Consider the following 25,389-nt stretch of genomic DNA (forward strand, 5'->3'; position numbering starts at 1 on the left):
CCCAGAATGAAGATAGGAAAGTATGATTCGACATGAAAACGGTAGTTTGTGTAGGTTTTGTTTGGCGATAAAACTCTATCACTTACTACCGTTTTTGTTTTCAGTTCCCGCTTATCCGCGATGAACCAAAAAAAAGCCCGCTTCGGCGGGCGAATAGTCACAGATGCATTACACAAAAGTGGACGACTGACTTAATGAACGCTGTCATACAAGTCAGCAGATTCACTTTACGTTGGCTGAGTCGTTGTTGAAAACTTAACCAACGAATTCAGCATATACGAGTTTTTCATTTGTGACTATTTATGTTTTAAAAATGATTAAAAATTCCTGAGTGTGATCGGAGAGATATGAGTGAGATCACGCAGGAGTGAGAATCCTGCGCTTGATTACATGTTAGCGGCAGATATCAGCCACGGTTGGTTGGCACAATTGGATTAGATCATCGATGGATAGCGCTAAGCCTGCCATGCGATCTCCACTGCTTATGGTGATTTCTTTTTCTTCAAGCAAACTTGGGTCAAATACGATCGGCATGTAGCGTTTTAAGAGTAGTGGTGTGACAGTTCCAATCTTGTATCCGGTAATCGCTTCTACGTCTGCTTGATCAACACACGTCATACGACGGCACTGCAGTAACGCGCGCACCTTCTTTGGATCAACACTACGATCACCTGGTGCACAAGCAAGCGCATATTGATTCCCCATATCGCGCAAAAGAATCGCTTTGACCATTTGAGAGGGGCGAATGCCGCGTTGTTGCGCGGCATCCTCAATAGTTGTTGCTGGTCTTTGATGAGGAAGAAGACGGAACTCGATGTTCTGGTCCGCCAAAAACTGCATCAAAGGAGTACGAATGGTATTACTCATCTTCAAGGCTGTACGGCAGTGCTGCGATTTCCCATTCACACTCTGGTTGAGCAACCAAGCGCAGACGAGTGTCATCGTCTAGGTTGTTTGGCAATACAATGAGTCCTATCGCTTGGTTGTCGCTGAATTGGTAATGCGTGAGCAATGCGCCTACTGAACGCCAGTTTTCACCAACGCTACGCTCCAGTTCAATCGCACCTTCACCTAAGGCTTCAGCAGTTGCACCTTTAACAATGTACATTGCACGTTTGTTGGTGCCGCGGTATTTCGCGCGCGCTACGGTTTCTTGACCTGTGTAGCAGCCTTTCGTAAAGCTGATGCCCCCCAGCGCTTGTACGTTTAGTGCTTGTGGAATGTGCTCGTTTTGCGCATCAGCTGCCACGTATGGTAGTGCTGCTTCAATATCGAAACGAGTCCAAAGCTCGTGAGTAGTCAGCGTTGCTTTGCTGTCTTCTAATAACGATTGTGCTGCTTCTGCTGTAAGCGCAAGCAACCAGCGGTTTGGAGTCACTTTGACTGCCGTGCCACCTTCAACTGTACGTACGTCGCCAGAATCAGCATTTAATGTTGAGATGAACGCATCTGCATTCTCACCTGCAACACCCAGCACGATGTCGTTTGATTCTTCGATGGTCACTTTCGAGAACACCGCGTACTTTTTGATTTCTTTCAGTTCTACTTCAATCGCTGATTTCGGCTGAACCATTGCGTAGCCATCGTTATGGTGGAATAGGCGGAAGACGCTCCATACTTTACCTTTCGCATCACAATGGGCACCCAACATTGATTGGTCTTTCTCAAGAGAAACCACATCGCAGGTAACTTGACCGTGTAGGTACGACTTTTTGTCGTCTCCAACCATGGTGATCATGCCCAGGTTATCTAATAGCGAGATAGACAGCTCTGGTAGTGCGTCTTGTGTCGATAGGTTCAGCGGTGAAAAGCGAGTTTGCCATTCCATGATTACAATGCCTTTTGAAGATATTTTTCCGCTATGTTAAATGCAGAATCGGCATTTGTCAGCACTCAATATATCCACTCAATTTTAAGGTGTTTGGCTTTGCTGAACGTTTGTTTATTAAATGCGTTCAGGATTTGCAGCGACTTGGCTACATATTGTGACCCGCACACTAGTGACGTTGCACATCCCTTGTTACACTCCGCACTAAGAACAAGACATCTATGAAGGAATACTGAATGTACACTGCGGAAGAAAAGGCGCGTATTAAATGGGCTTGTCGTCGTGGCATGCTTGAGCTTGACGTGGTGATTATGCCGTTTTTTGAAGAGTGCTTTGAAGCACTGAATGAACAAGAGCAGCGTGATTTTGTCTCATTATTAGAATGTGATGACCCAGATCTGTTTACTTGGGTGATGGGACACGGTCGCAGCGAAAACCTAGGTCATGCATCGATGGTTGATAAAATTGTCGCGCACAACCTCAGCAAGGTTCGTTAATCTCAAGGTTAACACTTCTCTGTACGCCCAAATTGCCAACCAACTTCTTCTCCTAGGTTGCGTTTGGGCGCTTATCTGCTCTGCTATCCCACTCGTCTTATCAACTTATCTGTTATTACTGATTCTTCGCTGCCAAATGCAGGGCGGTTTTGTCGTGCCTTCTGCTCGTGGTGGCTGGTATTTACATCGTGATGGCACGGTACGTAATGACAAGCAAACCTCTACATTATCGAGCGTTGATGTGTCGGCGGCGATGTTCAAAGTCACGTTTGAATTAACGTCGGGTGAAAAAGTCACGATTTGGCGAGACAGTTGTGAAGACGTGGCATATCGTCAACTGTGTTTGATATTACGACAATGGAAAATGGGAGCCGAAGCTCCCATTTGATCTTATATCTGACTCTTACTTTTTAGTGTCAGTGCTATTTGTTTGGCGTAAGAATTGTTGGACCACTATTTTCTAGCTGATTTGGATAATCCAAGGTGTAGTGCAGACCACGACTCTCTTTACGCTGCATCGCGCAACGCACCATTAGCTCTGCGACTTGTAGCAGGTTACGTAGCTCTAGCAAGTTGTTTGATACGCGGAAGTGACTGTAGTACTCATGCGTCTCTTGTTGCAGCATCTGAATACGACGCAGTGCGCGTTCAAGACGTTTATCGGTACGAACGATACCCATGTAATCCCACATAAATAGGCGCAGCTCATGCCAGTTATGTTGGATGATCACTTCTTCATCACTGTTGGTCACTTGGCTTTCATCCCAACATGGAACCTGCGATGCTAGTTCTACTTCGCTGTGATGTTTAAGAATGTCTTTGGCTGCCGACCATGCGTAAACCACACACTCAAGTAGTGAGTTCGATGCCATACGGTTCGCGCCGTGCAAGCCTGTATAGCTCACTTCACCAATCGCATAGAGGTTCTTCAGGTCGGTATGACCATTTTGATCGACCATGACGCCGCCGCATGTGTAGTGCGCCGCAGGTACAATTGGGATCGGCTCTTTAGTCATGTCGATACCCAAATCCATCAAACGAGAGTAGATAGTTGGGAAATGCTTAGTAATGAAATCCGCAGGCTTATGGCTGATATCGAGATACATGCAATCAGCACCTAAGCGCTTCATTTCGAAGTCGATCGCGCGAGCCACGACATCACGTGGAGCAAGCTCTTTACGCTCGTCGAAATCCGGCATAAAACGTGAACCGTCTGGACGACGTAAATACGCCCCCTCACCACGCAATGCTTCAGTCAACAAGAAGTTACGTGCTTCTGGGTGGTAAAGACAGGTTGGGTGGAATTGGTTGAACTCTAGGTTCGCAACACGACAACCTGCACGCCACGCGATTGCGATACCATCACCAGATGACACGTCTGGGTTAGAAGTGTATTGGTAAACTTTGGAAGCGCCGCCCGTTGCGAGAACAACAAATTTAGCGCGAACAGTTTCAACTTGTTCTTCGTTGCGGTTCCAAATATAAGCGCCAATGATCTTGTTTTTGTCGCCGCCGATTTTATCTTCGGTGATCAAATCCAGAGCATTATGGCGCTCAAGAACATGAATGTTTGGGTGGCTGTGTGCATTGTCTTGTAGAGAGGTTTGCATTGCCATGCCAGTGGCATCAGCAGCGTGCAAAATACGTCGACGGCTGTGACCGCCTTCGCGAGTTAAGTGATAACGTGGCTCATCGTCAGAATCATCATCTTCACGATCGAATGGTACACCGCCATCAATCAACCACTGTACACACTCTTTTGAGTTTTCCGCGATGAACTTAACTGTCTCTTCATCACAGATTCCATCCCCGGCAATTTGCGTATCTTCAACGTGAGACTCAATGGTGTCCGACTCATCAAATACGGCAGCGATACCACCTTGCGCGTAATACGTTGCGCCTTCGCTGCGCGGTCCTTTACTTAGAACCATTACCTTACAGTGGTTTGCGACACGCAAAGCCAACGACAAGCCCGCGGCGCCACTCCCTACCACTAACACATCACATTCATGTTCACGATTTGTGTTCATATTACTTTTACAATCCCAAGCTAAGGTAACAAGGCTACCTTGTGTATATTTTGCACACCATGTGCATTCCATTAACGCGACATCCGTCGCTAAGGGCTAAGTTGGGAGACGTATCGAAATCGGCGTTACCTTGGTGACTTCAGCCACTCTTATTTTGCCATGCCTTGGGCATGCAGATGCTTCCTGAGTTTTGTTTGTAACGCGATGTTCTGATAGCCATTAGCCATGCAAATGAAAAGTAATAGTTTGTCAATGCCATTGCTTTTCTATGCTCTACCCAGCACAATCTGGGACAGAGATCATCCATTATACCCATTTCCCCACCAGTATGCTCGCTTGTCAAAACGAGACTTAAGTTGGACGAGGAGCGGGATTTGGCTAGTGACATCACACTGTGAAAAAACAATGACAAAAAATTTGAGAAACCATGGAACTTTCTCATTCACGTCAGGGTCACAATAGTGCTCAAGTAAGCAGTGGTGTCAATACTACGTTTTGCATAATTAGTACCCATATCTGAGAAGAGTAGGGGCATAACAAATAGGAGTATCCGCTCGAATGAACGAGCAGCTGACCGATCAAGTATTGATTGAGCGAGTTCAGAATGGCGATAAGCAAGCATTCAACCTGCTGGTAACAAAGTACCAGAACAAGGTATGTAACCTTATCTCCAGATACGTAAGTAATCCTGGCGATGTTCCAGATGTAGCACAAGAAGCGTTTATCAAGGCTTACCGAGCTATCCCTAGTTTTCGTGGGGAGAGTGCGTTTTACACTTGGCTGTATCGCATTGCAGTGAATACTGCGAAAAATCACATCGTTGCTCAAGGTCGTAGACCACCTGCAACAGACGTTGATGCTGAAGAAGCTGAATTTTACGAAACAGGTAATGCACTTAAAGAAATTTCGAACCCTGAGAACTTAACGTTGTCCAAAGAATTGCAACGGGTAGTGTTCAGTGCAATCGAAGCCTTACCTGAAGATTTAAAAACCGCAATGACTCTGCGCGAGCTTGATGGCTTGAGCTACGAGGAAATTGCTGAAGTAATGGATTGCCCGGTGGGAACGGTACGATCGCGTATCTTCCGTGCTCGTGAGGCGGTGGAAAAGAAAATCAAACCTCTTTTGCAGCGCTAGTACAAGTGATAACTATGGTGAAAATAATGGCTGACAAAGAAAAACTTTCAGCTCTCATGGATGGAGAATTGGTCGATAAGGCTTTAATTCAAGAATTAGAGCAAGACCAAGAGAGCCGTGATGCTTGGCAGAACTATCACCTGATTGGTGATGTGATGCGAGGCGAAGCGCCAGCAAAGCCTGAGTGGAATATTGCTGAAAGCGTAGCGTTAGCGTTAGAAGACGAGCCTGTGCATCGTGCTATCGATTCGCGCAGTGCTAACGTAATTTCAATTAACGACGCGCCAAAAGAGTCGCAACCAGAGCCACAAAAAGCGAAACGCCAGTTGCCTGCATGGTTGACTCAGTTTGGTCAAGTTGCCGTTGCTGCGTGTGTGTCACTTGTTGTGATATTAGGCGTTCAACAGTACGGCGGTAGCGACCCAATGTCGCCACAAGCTGACCAACTTCCTGTGCTTCAGACTGTGCCATTTGCGGGCAGCGCTGAACCAGTAAGCTTGACGCGTGAATCCGTAGAGCGTTCCGTTGGTGAAGCAAATATGCAAGAGCAACGCAAACGCGTTCATGCTATGCTTCGTGACTACGAACTGCAGCTAAGAATTAACAGTGATGCGTCTCAACAAGATGCACATCTGACACCGGATATTGAATGAAAAAATTTCTGATCAGCGCTTGCGCTCTGTTCAGTCTGATGTCTTCGCAAGCCTTTGCTGGTGATAAGCCAGCGGAGGCTTTATTGCATCAAATGAGCGAGGCGAGCAAGAATTTGAGCTACGAACTCTCTTATATCCTTATCAAAAAGAACAGCATTGAACCTTTGCTGTATCGTCACGCGACTCACGACAAAGACCAGTACGCACATCTTGTGTATTTGAGTGGTCCTGTACGTGAAGTGATCCGTCGCGGCACAGAAGTAAGCTATATCGAAACTGGCGCAGAACCGTTTACCATCGAATCGGGTAAAATGGTTGCTCCAATCATGCCGATGCTGAACGCTAACATCGACGAGCTAAACTTGTACTACGACTACGTAAAAGTAGGTCGTGCCCGTGAGGCTGGTGTTCCAACACAAGTGCTGCGCATCGTGCCAAAAGATGGGCTACGTTACTCTTACGTATTGTGGATTGATGAGAAGAGTAAACTGCCACTGCGTGCTGATCTCGTTGATCGTGATGGTGAAATGCTTGAGCAGTACCGTACTATTTCTTACTCAGTGAACCCTAAGATTGGTGAACTGATGAGTGGTTTGGAAGAGGTTCAATTACCCGCGGTTCTGACAATGCCAAAAGGCGATATCGGTACCAGTAACTGGACCGTGGGTTGGACACCGGAAGGGTTCCATCCAAATGAACTGAACCGTTACCGCATGGCAGTGACTGACCAAATGGTAGAAAGCCAACTTTACTCTGATGGACTATTTAGCTTTTCAGTGTATGTAGCTGACAAAGACGAGCACTCGTTGAAAGGTCAACTGGTTCGTCAAGGTCGCCGTACATTGCACAGCTTTGTCAGCGGAAACCATGAAATCTCAGTTGTTGGTGATATTCCGCCGGCAACGGCTCAGCGTATCGCACAATCGGTCACTTTTAATGTAACAAAGAGTGAAGTGCAATGATGACTGCATTGGCTACCGTGACGGGCGTTCACCGTCACGGTCAGCAATATGATGTCGATATCAGCTGCGAGCAACAGACCAGTTGCAGCAGCTGTTCATCGCAAAAAAGCTGCGGCACAGGCGTGGTTACCAAAGCGATCGGTAACAAAACGCTGTCGTGGCATTTGCGTACCCCAAAATCCGTCAAAGTTGGTCAGGTCGTGGAAATTGGTTTCCCCGAAGCAAGCCTTATCAAATCAGCTATGGCGGTCTACCTTCTTCCTTTGTTTGGTTTGATTCTCGGTGCTGTAATTGGCAACTTCCTGCTAGTACCTTTAACCGCAGGCGGTGAGGTCATTACCATCCTAGCTTCGGTATTGTTCGCAGCTGGTGGTATGTGGCTCGCAAAACGTGTGTCACGCCCACTAGAAGATGAGTCAAAACGCCAAGTCACCCTCATTCGAGTTCTCGGTGAACCTATTCAATAAGTTCTAGACTTTAAATAAGGTGCGCCCGTTAACGAAATTGGGTAGAATCTGCCAACTTGATTGAAATGCCGTCAACAGACGGCTTTCTTACTGTCCCTATTTGTAAAGAGTTAGTCACCCTAAATCTATGAAGCACATTCGTAACTTTTCGATTATCGCCCACATCGACCATGGTAAGTCGACCCTATCTGACCGTCTAATCCAAGTTTGTGGTGGATTAAGCGATCGTGAAATGGCCGCACAGGTTCTGGATTCTATGGATCTTGAACGTGAGCGTGGTATCACCATCAAATCTCAGAGTGTGACGCTGAACTACACCGCTAAAGACGGCGAAACTTACCAGTTGAACTTCATCGATACTCCGGGACACGTTGACTTTGCGTACGAAGTATCACGTTCTCTAGCTGCTTGTGAAGGCGCGCTACTGGTGGTTGACGCAGGTCAGGGTGTAGAGGCTCAAACCCTAGCTAACTGTTACACCGCAATCGAAATGGATCTAGAGGTTGTGCCAATCCTGAACAAGATTGACCTACCAGCTGCTGATCCCGAGCGTGTAGCGGAAGAAATTGAAGAGATCGTTGGTATCGATGCAATGGAAGCAACCCGCTGTTCTGCGAAGACAGGTCTAGGTGTTGACGACGTTCTAGAAAACATCGTATCAGCAATTCCAGCACCAGAAGGTGATCCAGACGCGCCACTTCAAGCGCTGATCATCGACTCATGGTTCGATAACTATCTTGGCGTTGTTTCTTTGGTTCGTATTAAAAACGGTTCACTGAAGAAAAACGACAAGATTAAAGTAATGAGCACAGGTCAAACTTGGGGTGTGGATCGTCTAGGTATCTTCACGCCTAAGCAAGTGGACACTGATGTTCTGCGTACTGGCGAAGTAGGCTGGGTAGTTTGTGGTATCAAAGACATCCTAGGCGCACCAGTAGGTGATACGCTGACGCTAGCGAAAAACGGCAGCGAGAAGCCACTTCCAGGCTTTAAGAAAGTAAAACCTCAGGTATACGCGGGTCTGTTCCCAGTATCTTCTGATGATTACGAAAACTTCCGTGACGCACTAGGTAAACTTAGCCTAAACGATGCATCGCTATTCTACGAGCCAGAAAACTCAGCAGCACTAGGCTTTGGTTTCCGTTGTGGTTTCCTAGGCATGCTGCACATGGAAATCATCCAAGAGCGTCTAGAGCGTGAATACGATCTTGACCTAATTACAACGGCACCAACGGTAGTTTACGAAGTAGAACAAACTAACGGTGAGACTCTGTACGTTGATAGCCCTGCAAAACTGCCAGCGGTTAACGACATCGAAGAGATCCGTGAGCCTATCGCGCGCTGTAACATCCTAGTACCAGCGGACTACCTAGGTAACGTAATCACACTATGTGTTGAGAAGCGTGGCGTTCAGGTGGACATGGTTTACCACGGTAACCAAGTTGCGATCACTTACGACATCCCAATGGCAGAAGTGGTACTGGACTTCTTCGACCGTTTGAAGTCGACATCACGTGGCTACGCGTCTCTGGATTACAACTTCCAACGCTTTGAAGCATCGAACATGGTACGTGTAGACGTACTACTGAACGGCGACAAAGTGGATGCGCTAGCGCTGATTACGCATAAAGATCAGTCTCAGACTCGTGGTCGTCAGCTTGTTGAGAAAATGAAAGAGTTCATTCCTCGTCAGATGTTCGACATCGCGATCCAAGCGGCTATTGGTAACCACATCATCGCACGTTCTACAGTGAAACAGCTACGTAAGAACGTAATCGCGAAATGTTACGGTGGTGACGTGAGCCGTAAGAAGAAACTTCTGAAGAAACAGAAAGAAGGTAAGAAACGTATGAAGCAGATCGGTAACGTAGAGCTGCCTCAAGAAGCGTTCCTAGCAATTCTTCACGTTGGTAAAGACTAGAGTTGAACTATCTCGTGCTCTTGTCTGTCATAAGACGTTAGATAGTAAAATAAGTGAAAGGGTTTCGGCTCTTTCACTTTCGTATTTTTAGATAAGGGAATTTAATGGCGAATACATTCTCACTGATTCTAGTTATCGTGACTTTGGTAACTGGCGTAGTTTGGCTACTAGAAAAGCTGGTGTTTGCGAAAAAACGTCAAGCGAAAGTAGCGGAGATCCAAGCGCAAACAACCAATGGTCTGGATGCGGTGACGCTACAAAAAGTAGAAAGCCAACCGTGGTGGGTAGAGAACAGCGTTTCTATCTTCCCAGTGATTGCATTCGTATTGGTATTACGTTCTTTTATCTATGAACCGTTCCAAATCCCTTCAGGCTCAATGATGCCAACCCTACTAGTAGGTGACTTCATTTTGGTGGAGAAATACGCGTACGGATTGAAAGATCCGGTATGGCGCACGCAGCTAGTGGAAACTGGCAAGCCTGAGCGTGGCGACATCGTGGTATTCAAGTACCCACCACAGCCAAACGTTGACTACATTAAACGTGTGGTAGGTTTGCCTGGTGATACCGTTCGTTACTCTGCGGATAAGCAGGTATGTATTCAATCGAAAGGTGAGTCATCTTGTAAGCCAGTTAAGCTGAACAATGTTGAAGAAAGTCAATTCATCCAAAACGGTATTCCTCTGATTCAGATGAATGAAAAACTGGGTGAAGTTGAGCACCAAATTTTGGTGAACCCATTAACTCGTGACCGCGTGCAGAACTACCAACCACGTCCAGGTGTTAACGAGTGGGTTGTACCACAAGGTCAGTACTTCGTTATGGGTGATAACCGTGACAACAGTGCTGACAGCCGTTACTGGGGCTTTGTTCCAGAAGCAAACTTAGTCGGTAAAGCTGTTGCGATCTGGATCAGCTTCGAGTTTGATCGTGGCGCAGATAGTGTTCTACCTTCATGGATTCCAACTGGTGTGCGTTTTAACCGCGTCGGTGGCATTCACTAACCATTACATATCGAGAGAGTATGAATTCTCCAATTGAGAAACTAGAGAGAAAGCTCGGCTACCAATTTAAGGATGCTGGGCTTATCAACTTGGCGCTGACTCACCGCAGCGCCAATAGTAAGCACAATGAACGTCTTGAGTTTCTGGGCGATTCAATTTTAAGTTTTGTCATCGCTGATGATCTGTACCATCGTTTCCCGAAAGTGAACGAAGGTGACATGAGCCGTATGCGCGCGACCTTGGTTCGTGGGCACACATTGGCGGAACTGGGTCGTGAATTCGATCTAGGAGATTATTTAAAATTAGGTCCAGGTGAATTGAAGAGTGGCGGATTCCGCCGAGACTCTATTCTAGCCGATGCGGTAGAAGCCATTATTGGTGCGATTTACCTTGATAGTGATATTGAACAAGTTCGCGGTATCGTACTGAGCTGGTACAACTCGCGTCTTGAGGCGATTAAGCCTGGTGTATCACAAAAAGATCCAAAAACTCGCCTACAAGAGTTCCTGCAAGGCAGAAGAAAACCGCTGCCTGTCTACACAGTGACTAATATTAAAGGTGAAGCGCACAACCAAGAGTTCACGGTTGAGTGTGACGTAGCAGGTGTGGATAAGCCTGTAATCGGTAAAGGCACCAGCCGCCGCAAGGCAGAACAAGCGGCTGCAGAAACGGCACTTGAGCAATTAACGAATGGCTGATAACGAATTCGACATTGATGCGTTTTTCGCATCACACGGTGAAGTAAGTTCACCAGAGAACCAACACTGTGGCTTCATTGCGATTGTTGGTCGTCCAAACGTAGGTAAATCGACGCTTCTGAACAAAATCTTGGGTCAGAAGATTTCGATCACGTCTCGTAAACCGCAAACGACGCGTCACCGCATCATGGGTGTGGATACAGATGGTGATTACCAAGCGATCTACGTAGATACGCCGGGACTTCACATTGAAGAAAAACGTGCCATCAACCGTTTGATGAACCGTGCGGCAAACTCATCTCTAAGTGATGTGAACCTAGTATTCTTCTTGGTCGACGGTACGCATTGGACCAAAGACGATGAGATGGTGCTGACTAAGCTTCAAAAGTCGAACTTCCCTGTTGTGCTTTGTGTGAACAAGGTAGACAACGTGCAAGATCGTAACGAAGTAATGATGCACATGGCCGACATGTCGAAGAAGATGGACTTCGTTGACGTTGTGCCAATCTCTGCAAAGCAAGGTAAAAACATCGACGTACTGCGCAAGCACGTTCGCGATCACTTGCCAGAAGCAACGCACCACTTCCCAGAAGAATACGTAACAGACCGTTCTCAGCGTTTCATGGCGTCTGAAATCGTGCGTGAAAAACTGATGCGTTTTACTGGTGAAGAGCTGCCATACTCGGTAACGGTTGAGATTGAGCGTTTCGATTACAACCCAGAAACTGACGGTTTCCATATCAACGCCCTGATTCTTGTTGAACGTAATGGTCAGAAGAAAATGGTGATTGGTAAAGGTGGCGAGAAGATCAAGACAATTGGTCGTGAAGCGCGCTTAGATATGGAAGAGCTATTCGGTCGTAAGGTTTACCTAGAGACTTGGGTAAAAGTGAAATCTGGTTGGGCAGACGACGAACGTGCTCTACGCTCACTAGGTTACATTGACGATCTATAAGCTTGGTTGCTTGTAAGTTTGGTAACGAAGACACTTCGTTCCAACATCGACTAAAATATAATATCGATTAGAATAAGGAGCCGCTTGGCTCCTTATTTTTTATTACCGACTTAGGCACACTGATTGAAATGAGCAACCAGTCTTCAGAAGGCTTCCAGCGCTGCTTTGTATTGCACCGACGCCCTTACAGTGAATCGAGCTTGATCCTTGATGTATTCAGCGAGGAGTATGGTCGTATCACGTTGATGGCGAAAGGTGCGCGCAGCAAACGCTCTAATCTTAAAGGGGCATTACAGCCCTTCACACCACTATTGCTGAAATGGTCCGGCAAAGGTTCAATGAAAACCTTACGTCAGGCTGAGCCAATCAGTTTGGGTTTGCCGTTGTTTGGGATAAACCTTTACTCCGCAATGTACGTAAATGAATTAGTCGGGCGCGTGTTAATGTCGGAAGTGCCGATGCCTGCGCTGTTTCATGATTACCTGCATGCACTAACGGAATTGGCTCAGAGTGATAACCCTGAACCGGGCTTGCGTCGTTTTGAACTGGCTCTGCTGTCTTCAATGGGTTATGGCGTTGATTTCTTGCATTGTGCCGGGACGGGTGAGCCTGTCGATCCTGAGATGACTTACCGTTATCGTGAACAAAAGGGATTCATAGCTTCAGTAAGGCGCGACAATCTGACATTTTTAGGTAATGAATTGATTGCGATTAGTGAACGGCGATTCGTCACTAAAGAGCAATTAAAAGCGGCGAAACGCTTTACACGTATGGCATTAAAGCCGTATCTTGGCGGCAAACCTTTAAAAAGTCGCGAATTATTTATTCAGACATATCGAGCACGGAGTAACGGAAAATGAGCTCAATCTACTTAGGCGTTAATATCGACCATATTGCCACTCTACGTAATGCACGTGGTACTAAATACCCAGATCCAGTTCATGCTGCTGAGATCGCAGAGCGTGCCGGTGCTGACGGTATTACCATCCACCTACGTGAAGACCGTCGCCACATTCTAGATCGTGACGTACGTATCCTACGTGAAACCATTCAAACTCGTATGAACCTTGAAATGGCGGTAACGGACGAGATGGTTGAGATTGCGCTACAAACTAAGCCTGAGTTCGTTTGTCTGGTTCCTGAAAAACGTGAAGAGTTGACAACAGAAGGTGGTCTGGATGTTGTCGGTCAACTTGAGAAAGTGAAAGCGGCAACGCAAAAGCTAACTGAAGCGGGCATTAAAGTCTCTCTATTCATCGATGCTGACCGTCAACAGATCGATGCGGCAAAAGCTTGTGGCGCACCTTACATTGAGCTTCACACAGGTCACTACGCAGATGCGACAACAGAAGAAGATCAGCAAGATGAACTGAAGAAGATTGCAGCAGGCGCAAGCTACGCTGATGACCTAGGTATCATCGTAAACGCAGGTCACGGTCTGACTTACCACAACGTTGCACCAATCGCGGCACTGCCAGAAATCTACGAGCTTAACATCGGTCACTCGATCATTGGTCGTGCGGTTTTCGATGGTTTAGAAAAATCTGTGGCAGAAATGAAAGCCATCATGGTTGCGGCTCGTAAGTAATCAGATTTAAGCATGGCAATTTTAGGATTAGGCACTGACATCGCAGAGATTGAGCGCATTGAAAAAGCGCTCAGTCGAACGGGTGAGCCCTTCGCAAAGCGCATTTTGTCGCAAGATGAAATGGTAAAGTTTGCTGAATTGAAGCAAAAAGGGCGCTACCTTGCGAAGCGTTTCGCAGTAAAAGAGGCTGCCTCAAAAGCGCTAGGTACAGGCATCGCAAAAGGCGTGACCTTCCATGATTTTACAGTTTCGAATGATGAGTTCGGTAAACCGATATTGACCTTATCCGGTGTGGCGAAGCAAATCGCCGAGTCGATGGGCGTCAATCATGTTCATCTGTCGATTTCGGATGAACGTCATTACGCGGTCGCGACGGTGATTTTTGAATCCTAATTTGTCTGATTACGGATTAATAACCAAATACGAAAAAGCCAGAGTGGATGCTCTGGCTTTTTTATGTCTCTGATTTACTCCGTTATTTTCTACTGTTCAAGATAGAGTTTCGCCGTCGTGGTGACTTTAATCATCTCATCTTGCAGTTCGAACATTTCCGGTTCGATGTCTTCGATGTCAGCGCCCGAGCGCAGTGCTTGTTCCAAGGTTGCACACAGAGACTTTAATCTTGGCACGCCACAGTAAGAGCTGCTGCCGTGAAGTTTATGTACCACATGGATAAGATCATCACGCGAGAAGTCTTCTTGTTCTAAAGCTTGATCGACCACTTCTTCCACTTCAGGAATAAAATCAATCAGCATGCGCAGCATGTCTTTGGCCAAGTCTTCCTTGTTGGCACTTTGCTTCAATGCCGCTTGCCAGTCGATGATGACATCTTGCTGTGGTTTTTCTGGTGCTGGTGGCGCAGTTTCCACAACAGGTTCGACATAGGATGGCGCAATTTTATCGACACTTTCAGTACAAGTATTTGGGTTCCAATGAACCAAAACTTGTTGCAGCACATGCTCTTCAATTGGTTTGGTTAGGTAGTCATCCATACCCGCTGCCAGTAGTCGGTCACGTTCGCCCGCCATGGCATGCGCGGTCACCGCAATCACTGGGGTGTCTTTGTTCAGCTCTAGCTCTTTAATATGCTGACAAGCCGTCACGCCGTCCATCAATGGCATTTGAATGTCCATGAAGATGAGATCGTATTTCTTCTCAGTCGCGAGATTCACTGCTTGCTGACCATTGCTGCACGCCGTTACCGTTTCTACACGCTCTTTTAGTAGCGCAGAGATCAGCTTCAAGTTGGCCGGGTTATCGTCGACTGCAAGCACCGTCAGTGGTAAGCGTTCATTCACTACAGGCTCAATTGGAGCAATTACCGCTTGAGGCGTTTCGACGTGATCCGTGATTAGGCTTTGTAGAAGCTTACGGCGTGATAATGGCTTAGTCAGACATTGGATCTGATGATCGTTCATCACTTGATCTGCCAGTGCCAGTTCGGTACTCGGCGTACCCATGATCACACTCGGCGCCATGCGTTTGGCTTGCTCAATCCAAGTTGCTACCGATTGATCATCGTAGGTTTGGTTGGCAGCCAAGTTCAACAATACGTAGTCGTAGTTCTCGTCGTTTTCTGGCAACGAAGAGCGGTAGGTCACCAGAATGCCTTCTTGGCTCAGGATCTGCTGTGTCACTGACGCCGCTTGCATGTTTGGTTCAACCAACAGCAATTGCTTACCAGTTAGTAGTTCGACTTCAATCAGATCGCTCATTGGCATTTCAGTTGAGTGCAAGCGAACCGTAAACCAGAAGGTTGAACCTTGGTGTAGGCGACTGGTTAGGCTGATTTCGCCGCCCATCTGGCTTACTAGTTTCTGAGTGATAACCAGACCAAGACCGGTACCACCATAGCGACGTGAAATACTTGCATCCGCTTGGCTAAACGCTTGGAACAACTGAGCTTGCTGACGCTCAGAGATACCAATACCAGTATCGCGCACCATGAATTGCAGTTCGACCGAATCACCAGATTGTGAGCGCATCTCAACGCTGATGTCGATATTACCGCGCTCAGTAAACTTGATGGAGTTGCCGACTAAGTTGGTGAGGATTTGTTGGATACGAAGTGGGTCACCCACCAAGCCTTGCGGGATCTTCGGATCCACTTTCAAGGTGATTTCCAAACCTTTCTCGTGCGCGCTGGTGGCTTGTAGGTTGATTACTTCTTCTAAGCTTTCTCGGAATTCAAACGGAATGTTTTCCAGTGCTAGCTTACCGGCTTCTAGTTTCGAGAAGTCGAGGATGTCGTTGATGATGTTCAGTAGGTTGTTCGCTGACTTCTCAATTGTCTGCAAGTAATCCGTTTGGCTGTTCGAGAGCTGTGTTTTCAGCATTTGACGGGTAAAGCCAATCACGCCATTCAGCGGAGTACGAAGTTCGTGAGACATGTTCGCCAAGAATTCGGATTTCACACGTGCTGCTTCTTGGGCACGCTTCTTCGCGATGTCCAACTCCACGTTCTGAATCTCTAGCTGTTCCAGAGTCTCACGCAAGTCTGATGTCGCTTGGTCTATACTGTGCTGCATCTCAACGTGGTATTCCGACAGCGAGACCGCCATGGCGTTGATACCGTTTTTCAACTGGTCTAACTCACCGTGCATTTTACCTTCGATACGTACATCAAGGTGACCACGACGAATGCGGTCAACAACGTTCTTCATGTGAGTGATCGGTTGGGTTACGTCATGCATTAGACGAGAGGCGAACACACTCGCGAGACCAAGACCGAGGATCAACACCAAGAACGCAGAGAACACTTCTTGGTATTGCTGCAATCGAAGTGACGAAAGATCCATTTCCACTGCGATGTAGCCGATGGCTTTTGTGCCCTGATTCTCATTTGAGAGCTCCGAAAGATAGTGACCTTCAGATAGAATCGGCACGCGCAGAATAAGCGAGTTATCGAAGATTTCTGAGTCCCCTAACTGAGGGATCGGCTTATCCTTCGGGAACATCAGAGCTTCAAAATTGGGATGGAAGTTAGAAGTGACGAAAAGCTCATGATTTTCATCGAACACCGCGATACTACGAACCAGTTTTGAGTTCTTGCGGTGGGCGTAACTGATAAGGCGACGAACGGCTTCGCGACTTTCGGAAAGTAGGTGAGTTTCACTGGCAATCGCAAGCGGTTCGATGATGCTATTGCCTGTGGTGATAACTTGTTTCTCGAGGTCTTGGTAGCGGTTAAATGAGAAAAAGCCGCTCAGTAATAAACCAATAATGAGAGTGGGAGCGAGAGTTAGTGTAATTACACGTGCTCTTAAGCCATATCTGGTCATGTTATCTAATTACATCGGAGTCTGGATATGGGAAAATAACGCATTATTTCTCAAGCGCACGATAAAGCCTTGAGCAAAGAAGTGACGTCACCGGATAAACGGTAAGCATAATCAAGTCACTCGAATCACACAACGGCTGCAATCAAGAATAGTGAAGCAGTAGAGCAATTAGACACAAATCAGGCACAGAGCATGGCACGTATCTTTCAACCTAAAAAGAAAACGCAACTGAATACCCGCCACCAAGCGGTACAAGTGGAGCGTTTGGATCACCACGGCGCAGGCATTGCTTACCTTAAGAAGAAACCATTGTTTATTGATGCTGCGCTACCGGGTGAGGAGGTGGTAACCCAATTGGTGGAAGAAAAGAGCAAATTCGCTCGCGGTAAGTTGATTAAAATCCTTAAACCGAGTGACGCTCGCGTGGAGCCATTTTGTCCGCACTACCATGAATGCGGTGGCTGTGACCTACAGCATTTGAACTATGACCAACAATTGACGCACAAGCAGCAAACGCTTCGCCAGTTGATGAGAAAATTTGCCGGCAGTGATATCGAGTTGGATGCGCCTGTGTTGGGTGAGTCTCTTGGCTACCGTCGCCGTGCTCGTGTGAGCTTGTTCGTAGATAAAAAGACTCGTCAGTTGCACTTTGGTTTCCGTAAGAAACAGAGTAAGCAAATCGCGCAAGTGACAGACTGCCCAGTGCTCGCGCCTGAGTTGAATGTGCTATTGCCAGAAATCTACTCGACGTTAAAAGCGTTTAAGAAGCCAGAGCAACTTGGTCACGTAGAGTTGGTGCTAGGCGACAATGGTCCATGCGTAACATTGCGTCATCTGAGCAAATTGACTGAAAAAGAAACCAACACCTTGGTGGAATTAGCGAAGCGTCACCATGCATCGCTCTACCTGATGCCAGAAACGGATCAGCTTGATTTGATTGAAGGTGAAGTGCCTTTCTATCAAGAAGCGGGTGTCACCGTGCCATTTACGCCAAATAACTTTATTCAAGTTAACCAAGCGGTAAACCAGAAAATGGTCGCTCAGGCAGTAGAGTGGTTAGACCCACAAAGTGACGAACGAGTGTTAGATTTGTTCTGTGGTCTGGGTAACTTCAGTTTGCCTATCGCAAAACGTGCAAAACACGTGGTTGGCGTAGAAGGCGTGGCAGAAATGGTGGAAAAGGCGGCAAATAATGCATCTTTGAACCAAATCAATAACGCGCAATTTTATCACGCTAACCTTGAGCAGGATTTTGAAGGGCAAGTTTGGGCGGCTGAACAATTCGACAAAGTGCTGCTTGATCCGGCACGTGCGGGCGCGAGTGGGATCATCGATCAAGTTTCTGCGCTTGGCGCACAGCGTGTAGTTTATGTTTCGTGTAATCCTGCTACCCTTGCAAGGGATAGCCAGAGCTTGCTGGAGCAAGGCTACCAATTGACCAAATTAGGTATGCTGGACATGTTCCCTCATACCAGCCATCTAGAATCGATGGCACTGTTTGAAAAGTCCTGATAATTGGGACTTTGTTGATCACTTACACGTGGTGGGTGGTCAATAAGCCAACGCTTAAAGCTTGGCGAAAGAACTAACCTGGATGGTGTTAGTCAAACCACACAAATATAATAATTAGGATGATGAGATGGTTGCGGTAAGAAGCGCGCATTTAAACCAAGATGAACAGTTTGAACTTGAAAACTGGGTGGCTAGCCTAGGTCAAGATAAGAACACAGCGAAACGCTTAACCGAAGTGTATCGTGACTGCCAATCTGTTTTGGCGGATAACGAACAGGCGGAGCTTTTGTTGTGGCGTGGGCGAGAGATGATCGAAATCTTGATCACCTTGTCGATGGACAAAGCGACACTTGTCGCGGCGCAACTGTTCCCTTTGGTCTCAAGTGGTGCTTTTGATAGAGAGCTCCTTGAGGAAAAATACAGCAAAGAAATCATTAAGCTGATCGATGGTGTCGACGAAATGGCGGCAATTGGTCAACTAAATGTAACAATGGATGGTGGTGCTGCCTCGTCTCAAGTAGATAACGTTCGTCGCATGCTGTTGGCAATGGTGGATGATTTCCGCTGCGTGGTCATCAAGCTGGCGGAACGTATCTGCAACCTGATTGAAGTAAAAAAAGCGCCGGACGAAGTTCGTCGTGCTGCGGCAAAAGAGTGTGCAAACATCTATGCGCCTCTGGCAAACCGCCTTGGTATTGGTCAGTTGAAGTGGGAAATCGAAGATTACGCCTTCCGCTACCAACAACCAGAAACCTACAAGCAAATCGCGAAGCAATTGGCTGAGCGTCGTATTGTCCGTGAACAATACATCAAAGACTTTGTCGACGACCTTACCCAAGAAATGACCGTATGCGGCATCAACGCAGAAGTCAGTGGTCGTCCAAAGCACATCTACAGTATCTGGCGCAAAATGCAGAAGAAGAGTCTGGCGTTTGATGAATTATTTGACGTACGTGCAGTACGTATCATCGCTGACAAACTTCAAGACTGTTATGCCGCTCTAGGTGTGGTTCACACCAAATACAAACACCTACCAAGCGAGTTCGACGATTACGTAGCGAACCCGAAACCAAACGGCTACCAGTCTATCCATACCGTGATTCTTGGTCCTGAAGGCAAGACCATTGAGATCCAGATTCGTACTAAAGAGATGCACGAAGATTCTGAGCTAGGTGTTGCTGCGCACTGGAAATACAAAGAAGGTGCAAGCAGCCGCAGCGGTTACGATGAGAAGATCACATGGCTACGTAAGCTACTCGATTGGCAAGAAGAGATGTCCGACTCTGGCGAGATGTTGGACGAGCTACGTAGTCAGGTATTTGATGACCGCGTGTATGCCTTTACCCCACGTGGCGATGTTGTCGACCTACCAATGGGCGCAACACCGCTCGATTTCGCTTACCACATTCACTCCGAAGTGGGTCACCGTTGTATCGGCGCTAAAGTTGCGGGTCGTATTGTACCGTTCACCCATAAACTGCAAATGGGTGATCAGGTTGAAATCATCACCCAGAAAGAACCAAACCCTTCACGTGACTGGTTGAACCCGACTCTGGGCTTTGTGACGTCGAGCCGAGCACGTGCGAAAATCAACGCATGGTTCCGCAAACAAAGTCGTGAGAAGAACCTAGAAGCGGGTCGTGAAATCCTAGAGCACGAATTGGCGAAAATCGGCGCGACACTGAAAGACGCAGATCACTACGCACTAAAACGCTTTAACGTTAATAGCGCCGATGAATTGTATGTTGGTATTGGTAGTGGTGACTTGCGCATTAACCAGATCATCAACCACATCAACGCGTTAGTGAACAAGCCAACCGCGGAAGAGGAAGACCAGCAAGCGCTGGAAAAACTGCAAGAAGCAGAAAATCGCGCGCCAGCGCAAAGCCGTCCGAAGAAAGATGCGGTTGTGGTAGAAGGTGTCGATAACTTAATGACGCACCTAGCGCGCTGTTGTCAGCCGATCCCAGGTGATGAGATCTCAGGTTACATCACTCAAGGTCGTGGTATTTCGGTGCACCGTAGTGACTGTGAGCAACTAGAAGAACTTCGTCATCACGCACCAGAACGTATCATTGATACCGTCTGGGGGAGCGGCTTTGTCGGCTCTTACATCTTGACGGTTCGTGTTGAAGCGATGGAGCGTGGTGGTCTACTAAAAGACATCACAACGCTATTTGCGAACGAGAAAATCAAAGTCACCAGCATGAAGAGTCGCGTCGATTACCGCACGCAAATGTCGATCATGGACTTTGACCTTGAAGTGACCAACCTTGAGGTGTTCTCACGCGTTTCGAAACGTGTTGAGCAGATCAAGGATGTTATGTCGGTGAAACGCTTGGGCTAATTTTTACGTCGTATTTGGCTTTCTAGCGGCGTTAGCTGCACTTATATCCGGAATGCCGGCCCAGACCCATCTCATAGACAAGCTATGCTCATGGGTCTCATAAGTTTGCTGCCTTGCCAGAAGAACCAACTACTTAGTAAAAACAGTTAGAAAACAAATTAAAGGTGAGTGGTTTTGGCTGCTCACCTTTTTCTTTAGATAGAAAGGTTTAAAGGAACAGAAAATGAGTCATCCAATTGAACAGTTAGAACAAATCATGGCGAAGTTGCGTGACCCAGAAAGCGGTTGTCCTTGGGACTTAAAGCAGACCTTTGACACCATTGTTCCTCACACTATTGAAGAAACCTACGAAGTGGTGGATGCGATTCAAAACCGCGATTGGTCGAACTTGCAAGAAGAGTTGGGGGACTTATTGTTCCAAGTGATTTTCTACAGCCAAATGGCGAAAGAGCAGGGATTGTTCGAGTTTTCTGATGTGGTGGAAACCGTTAACGAGAAGCTGACGCGTCGTCACCCGCATGTTTTTTCAGAAGTAGAATTCGATTCTGAAGAAGCGATTAACGCCAACTGGGAAGCGGAAAAAGCCAAAGAGAAAGCACAATTAGGCAAAGCTGAAGAAAGTATCCTAGACTCAATACCAAACTCTATACCTGCGCTTTCGCGTGCTACAAAGATCCAGAAAAAGTGCGCAAAATTCGGCTTTGATTGGGACTCGCTTGGTCCCGTTGTCGGAAAAGTGCAGGAAGAAATTGAAGAGGTAATGGAAGAAGTGCTTCAAATTACTCCGGATGAGGAGAAAGTTGAACTCGAATTAGGCGATCTTTTATTTGCTACCGTGAACCTGTCTCGTCACCTAGGGAAAGACCCTGAAGTGGCACTGGCAAAAGCCAACTTAAAGTTCTCGAAACGCTTTAAAGGCGTGGAAACTAAAGTTGCAGCGCACGGTAAACAGCTGACAGACTTTACTCTAGATGAACTCGATTCCATGTGGGATGAAGTGAAACGAGAAGAGCGAAGCTGAAATTGCATGAATACTCGACTTTGATTTGAAGCAAAAAATAAAAAATTACGGTGTGATAGATTTCACGTTGTGGCGGTTAGGAGCTTCTGGTATATTTACGTCCCGTCCAGAAGCACTCCATTTCCCTCATTCAACCAATTTCAGGTTAAACATGACGACAAATTACATTTTTGTTACTGGCGGGGTTGTATCCTCTCTAGGTAAAGGTATTGCAGCAGCATCTCTTGCAGCTATTCTAGAAGCTCGTGGTCTTAAAGTGACTATGATGAAGCTTGACCCTTACATCAACGTTGATCCAGGCACAATGAGCCCAACTCAACACGGTGAAGTGTTCGTTACGGAAGATGGCGCAGAGACTGACCTTGACCTTGGTCACTACGAGCGTTTCATCCGCACCAAGATGACTAAGCGTAACAACTTCACTGCTGGTCGTGTTTATGCAGACGTACTACGTAAAGAACGTCGCGGCGATTACCTAGGTGCAACCATTCAGGTTATCCCTCACATCACTAACGCTATCAAAGACCGCGTAATTGCAGGTTCTGAAGGCCATGATGTTGCTATCGTTGAAGTCGGTGGTACGGTAGGTGATATCGAATCACTACCATTTATGGAAGCTATCCGTCAGCTTGCTGTAGAACTAGGTCGTGAGCGCGCAATGTTCATGCACCTAACGCTAGTTCCTTACCTAGCCGCTGCTGGTGAAGTGAAAACTAAGCCAACTCAGCACTCTGTTAAAGAGCTGCTATCTATCGGTATCCAACCAGATATTCTTGTTTGCCGCTCTGATCGTATGATCCCAGCGAACGAGCGTAAGAAAATTGCGCTATTCTGTAACGTTCCTGAGAAAGCGGTAATCTCAATGAAGGACGTAGATTCAATCTACAAGATCCCTCAACTTGTTAAGTCTCAAGGTCTAGATGACCTAGTTTGTGCTCGCTTTGGTATCAACGCACCAGAAGCTGACCTGTCTGAATGGGAACAGGTTATCTATGAAGAAGCGAACCCAACTGGCGAAGTAACTATCGGTATGGTCGGTAAATACATCGAACTACCAGATGCTTACAAGTCAGTAAACGAAGCACTTAAACACGCAGGCTTGAAAAACCGTCTAAACGTCACAATTAAATACGTAGACTCTCAAGATGTTGAGACGAAAGGCGTAGAAGTACTTGAAGGTCTAGATGCAATCCTAGTACCTGGTGGCTTCGGTGACCGTGGTATCGAAGGTAAGATTCGCGCAGCACAATACGCTCGTGAAAACAAAGTACCTTACCTAGGTATCTGTCTAGGCATGCAAGTAGCACTGATCGAATACGCGCGCAACGTAGCGGGTATGGAAGGTGCACATTCAACAGAATTTAACAAAGACACTAAGTACCCTGTGGTAGGTTTGATCACTGAATGGGTAGACGGCGAAGGTAAAGTTGAAGAACGTACTGAAACGTCTGACCTAGGTGGTACGATGCGTCTTGGTTCACAGCTATGTCACCTAGAGAAAGGGACGAAAGCTCGTGAACTATACGGTAGCGCGACAGTTCACGAACGTCACCGTCACCGTTACGAAGTAAACAACGTTCTTCGTCCGCAAATCGAAAAAGCAGGTCTGAAAGTATCTGGTCTATCAGCGGACAAGAAACTAGTGGAAATGATTGAGAACCCAGCTCACCCATGGTTTGTAGCGGCTCAATTCCACCCAGAATTCACCTCGACTCCTCGCGATGGTCACCCACTATTCGCAGGTTTCGTTAAAGCTGCTGGTCAAAACGCTCGCGGCGAATTCGAGAAGTAAAAGGATACGGGCGGCGGCGAAGGTTGTGCTGCTGCCCTTTAAAATTGACATTTATATTTGAACGAGAGGAAACATTAATGTCTAAGATCGTTAAAGTTCTAGGTCGTGAAATCATCGACTCACGTGGTAACCCAACTGTAGAAGCTGAAGTACACCTAGAAGGCGGTTTCGTAGGTATGGCGGCAGCTCCATCTGGCGCATCTACTGGTTCTCGCGAAGCTCTTGAGCTACGTGACGGTGACAAAGCACGTTTCCTAGGTAAAGGTGTTCTTAAAGCTGTTGAAGCTGTAAACGGCGCAATCGCTGAAGCTCTAGTTGGCAAAGACGCTAAAGACCAAGCTGCAATCGACGCAGTAATGATCGAACTAGACGGCACTGAAAACAAATCTAAGTTCGGTGCGAACGCTATCCTAGCTGTTTCTCTAGCAAACGCTAAAGCTGCTGCAGCGGCTAAAGGCATGCCTCTATACGAGCACATCGCTGAGCTAAACGGTACAGCTGGTCAGTTCTCTATGCCTCTACCAATGATGAACATCATCAACGGTGGTGAGCACGCAGACAACAACGTTGACATCCAAGAGTTCATGATCCAACCAGTTGGTGCTAAGACTCTTAAAGAAGGTCTACGTATCGGTGCTGAAGTATTCCACAACCTAGCTAAAGTTCTTAAGTCTAAAGGCTACAGCACTGCAGTTGGTGACGAAGGTGGTTTCGCTCCAAACCTTAAGTCTAACGCTGAAGCTCTAGAAGTTATCGCAGAAGCTGTTGCAACTGCTGGTTACGAACTAGGTAAAGACGTTACTCTAGCTATGGACTGTGCAGCATCTGAGTTCTTCGACAAAGAAGCTGGCATCTACAACATGAAAGGCGAAGGTAAAACTTTCACTTCTGAAGAGTTCAACCACTACCTAGCTGAGCTAGCTAACCAATTCCCAATCGTTTCTATCGAAGACGGTCTAGACGAGTCTGATTGGGCTGGCTTCAAGCACCAAACTGAACTACTAGGTGACAAGCTTCAACTAGTAGGTGACGACCTATTCGTTACTAACACTAAGATCCTTGCTGAAGGTATCGAGAAAGGCGTAGCTAACTCTATCCTTATCAAGTTCAACCAAATCGGTTCTCTAACTGAGACTCTAGCTGCAATCAAGATGGCTAAAGACGCAGGTTACACAGCAGTAATCTCTCACCGTTCTGGCGAAACTGAAGATGCAACTATCGCTGACCTAGCGGTAGGTACAGCTGCAGGTCAAATCAAAACTGGTTCTATGAGCCGTTCTGACCGTGTTGCTAAGTACAACCAACTAATCCGTATCGAGGAAGCTCTAGGTGAGCGCGCTCCTTTCAACGGTCTTAAAGAAGTTAAAGGTCAAGCTTAATTCTTAACTGAATTAACAGCTTAACCTAAAGCTTTTGAAAACGCCTCGCACTTGCGGGGCGTTTTTTTATATGACGGAAGCTCTAAGTGAGCGCGCTCCTCCATGTTTCAAGGAAGCGGTCTCAAAGAAGTTAAAGGCCAGGCTTAATTCTTAACTGAATTAACAGCTTAACTTAAAGCTTTTGAAAACACCTCGCACTTGCGGGGCGTTTTTTTATATGACGGAAGCTCTAAGTGAGCGCGCTCCTCCATGTTTCAAGGAAGCGGTCTCAAAGAAGTTAAAGGTCAAGCTTAATTCTTAACTGAATTAACAGCTTA

Annotated in this window: 22 protein-coding genes; 18 read left to right on the forward strand and 4 right to left on the reverse strand. The window is 46.8% G+C overall.

Translation table 11 applies throughout. The annotated features are described in order from the left end of the window. Positions 1–393: 393 nt before the first annotated feature. On the reverse strand, positions 394–867 hold the full coding sequence (locus ABMY42_RS25330; RefSeq protein ID WP_009698779.1) for a YbaK/EbsC family protein: 474 nt from the start codon (positions 865–867) through the stop codon (positions 394–396). Further along, positions 860–1,828: a tRNA-modifying protein YgfZ gene (gene ygfZ / locus ABMY42_RS25335; protein ID WP_029790325.1), complete on the reverse strand. Its 969-nt coding sequence runs from the start codon at positions 1,826–1,828 to the stop codon at positions 860–862. The genes ABMY42_RS25330 and ygfZ overlap by 8 nt, the downstream gene beginning before the upstream one ends. 236 nt (positions 1,829–2,064) lie before the next feature. Here ygfZ and ABMY42_RS25340 point away from each other — a divergent pair, with 236 nt between their 5' ends. Both ABMY42_RS25340 and ABMY42_RS25345 read left to right on the forward strand, forming a co-directional pair. Further along, positions 2,065–2,325, forward strand: a complete 261-nt coding sequence (locus ABMY42_RS25340) for a succinate dehydrogenase assembly factor 2 (protein WP_009698777.1) — start codon at positions 2,065–2,067, stop codon at positions 2,323–2,325. After that, on the forward strand, positions 2,273–2,713 hold the full coding sequence (locus ABMY42_RS25345) for a protein YgfX (RefSeq protein WP_307718074.1): 441 nt from the start codon (positions 2,273–2,275) through the stop codon (positions 2,711–2,713). Before ABMY42_RS25340 ends, ABMY42_RS25345 begins: the two co-directional genes overlap by 53 nt. 34 nt (positions 2,714–2,747) lie before the next feature. On the opposite strand, the gene nadB is transcribed toward ABMY42_RS25345, so the two are convergent. Continuing rightward, positions 2,748–4,355, reverse strand: a complete 1,608-nt coding sequence (gene nadB / locus ABMY42_RS25350; RefSeq protein ID WP_005449783.1) for an L-aspartate oxidase — start codon at positions 4,353–4,355, stop codon at positions 2,748–2,750. A gap of 558 nt (positions 4,356–4,913) precedes the next feature. Here nadB and rpoE point away from each other — a divergent pair. The 11 genes from rpoE to acpS all read left to right on the forward strand — a co-directional run bounded on the left by rpoE (position 4,914) and on the right by acpS (position 14,133). Then, positions 4,914–5,492 carry an RNA polymerase sigma factor RpoE gene (gene rpoE / locus ABMY42_RS25355; protein WP_005449784.1) on the forward strand — a complete coding sequence of 193 codons (579 nt, stop codon included), beginning with the start codon at positions 4,914–4,916 and terminating at the stop codon, positions 5,490–5,492. Positions 5,493–5,518: 26 nt separating this feature from the next. After that, positions 5,519–6,145, forward strand: coding sequence for a sigma-E factor negative regulatory protein (locus ABMY42_RS25360; protein ID WP_005449785.1), 627 nt, complete (start codon positions 5,519–5,521; stop codon positions 6,143–6,145). Beyond that, positions 6,142–7,107: a sigma-E factor regulatory protein RseB gene (gene rseB, locus ABMY42_RS25365; protein WP_005449786.1), complete on the forward strand. Its 966-nt coding sequence runs from the start codon at positions 6,142–6,144 to the stop codon at positions 7,105–7,107. Before ABMY42_RS25360 ends, rseB begins: the two co-directional genes overlap by 4 nt. After that, entirely contained in the window at positions 7,104–7,574 is a 471-nt protein-coding gene (locus ABMY42_RS25370; protein WP_038898663.1) for a SoxR reducing system RseC family protein, read from the forward strand. The genes rseB and ABMY42_RS25370 overlap by 4 nt, the downstream gene beginning before the upstream one ends. A 127-nt stretch (positions 7,575–7,701) precedes the next feature. Beyond that, entirely contained in the window at positions 7,702–9,495 is a 1,794-nt protein-coding gene (gene lepA / locus ABMY42_RS25375) for a translation elongation factor 4 (RefSeq protein WP_005449790.1), read from the forward strand. Between the two features lie 104 nt (positions 9,496–9,599). Then, on the forward strand, positions 9,600–10,499 hold the full coding sequence (lepB, locus tag ABMY42_RS25380; protein ID WP_005449792.1) for a signal peptidase I: 900 nt from the start codon (positions 9,600–9,602) through the stop codon (positions 10,497–10,499). Positions 10,500–10,519: 20 nt separating this feature from the next. Further along, positions 10,520–11,197, forward strand: a complete 678-nt coding sequence (rnc, locus tag ABMY42_RS25385) for a ribonuclease III (RefSeq protein WP_005449793.1) — start codon at positions 10,520–10,522, stop codon at positions 11,195–11,197. After that, the gene (era, locus tag ABMY42_RS25390) at positions 11,190–12,152 is read left to right on the forward strand and encodes a GTPase Era (RefSeq protein WP_005449795.1); all 963 of its coding nucleotides are present in this window, start codon (positions 11,190–11,192) and stop codon (positions 12,150–12,152) included. The genes rnc and era overlap by 8 nt, the downstream gene beginning before the upstream one ends. 128 nt (positions 12,153–12,280) lie before the next feature. After that, complete coding sequence (recO, locus tag ABMY42_RS25395) at positions 12,281–13,012, forward strand: DNA repair protein RecO (protein WP_272759811.1); 732 nt, start codon at positions 12,281–12,283, stop codon at positions 13,010–13,012. Continuing rightward, positions 13,009–13,740, forward strand: a complete 732-nt coding sequence (gene pdxJ, locus ABMY42_RS25400; RefSeq protein WP_005426507.1) for a pyridoxine 5'-phosphate synthase — start codon at positions 13,009–13,011, stop codon at positions 13,738–13,740. The genes recO and pdxJ overlap by 4 nt, the downstream gene beginning before the upstream one ends. A 12-nt stretch (positions 13,741–13,752) precedes the next feature. After that, the gene (acpS, locus tag ABMY42_RS25405) at positions 13,753–14,133 is read left to right on the forward strand and encodes a holo-ACP synthase (RefSeq protein ID WP_272759810.1); all 381 of its coding nucleotides are present in this window, start codon (positions 13,753–13,755) and stop codon (positions 14,131–14,133) included. 89 nt (positions 14,134–14,222) lie between these two features. Here acpS and barA read toward each other — a convergent pair whose 3' ends face one another. Continuing rightward, positions 14,223–17,021 carry a two-component sensor histidine kinase BarA gene (barA, locus tag ABMY42_RS25410; protein WP_349266926.1) on the reverse strand — a complete coding sequence of 933 codons (2,799 nt, stop codon included), beginning with the start codon at positions 17,019–17,021 and terminating at the stop codon, positions 14,223–14,225. Between the two features lie 192 nt (positions 17,022–17,213). Here barA and rlmD point away from each other — a divergent pair, with 192 nt between their 5' ends. The 5 genes from rlmD to eno all read left to right on the forward strand — a co-directional run bounded on the left by rlmD (position 17,214) and on the right by eno (position 25,072). Beyond that, positions 17,214–18,533 (forward strand): 23S rRNA (uracil(1939)-C(5))-methyltransferase RlmD, encoded by a 1,320-nt coding sequence (gene rlmD, locus ABMY42_RS25415; RefSeq protein WP_349266927.1) that lies wholly within the window; start codon positions 17,214–17,216, stop codon positions 18,531–18,533. Between the two features lie 127 nt (positions 18,534–18,660). Further along, positions 18,661–20,880: a GTP diphosphokinase gene (gene relA, locus ABMY42_RS25420; RefSeq protein ID WP_152163044.1), complete on the forward strand. Its 2,220-nt coding sequence runs from the start codon at positions 18,661–18,663 to the stop codon at positions 20,878–20,880. A 223-nt stretch (positions 20,881–21,103) separates the two neighbouring features. Continuing rightward, a complete protein-coding gene (gene mazG / locus ABMY42_RS25425; protein WP_050908300.1) occupies positions 21,104–21,901 on the forward strand; it encodes a nucleoside triphosphate pyrophosphohydrolase in 798 nt (265 codons plus the stop codon). Positions 21,902–22,052: 151 nt separating this feature from the next. Then, positions 22,053–23,693 (forward strand): CTP synthase, encoded by a 1,641-nt coding sequence (locus ABMY42_RS25430; RefSeq protein WP_005449808.1) that lies wholly within the window; start codon positions 22,053–22,055, stop codon positions 23,691–23,693. A 77-nt stretch (positions 23,694–23,770) separates the two neighbouring features. Then, complete coding sequence (gene eno, locus ABMY42_RS25435; RefSeq protein ID WP_349266928.1) at positions 23,771–25,072, forward strand: phosphopyruvate hydratase; 1,302 nt, start codon at positions 23,771–23,773, stop codon at positions 25,070–25,072. Positions 25,073–25,389 lie beyond the last annotated feature (317 nt).

The organism is Vibrio sp. SSH13-20, from assembly GCF_040104475.1.
GTDB classification, from domain to species: Bacteria; Pseudomonadota; Gammaproteobacteria; order Enterobacterales; family Vibrionaceae; genus Vibrio; species Vibrio harveyi.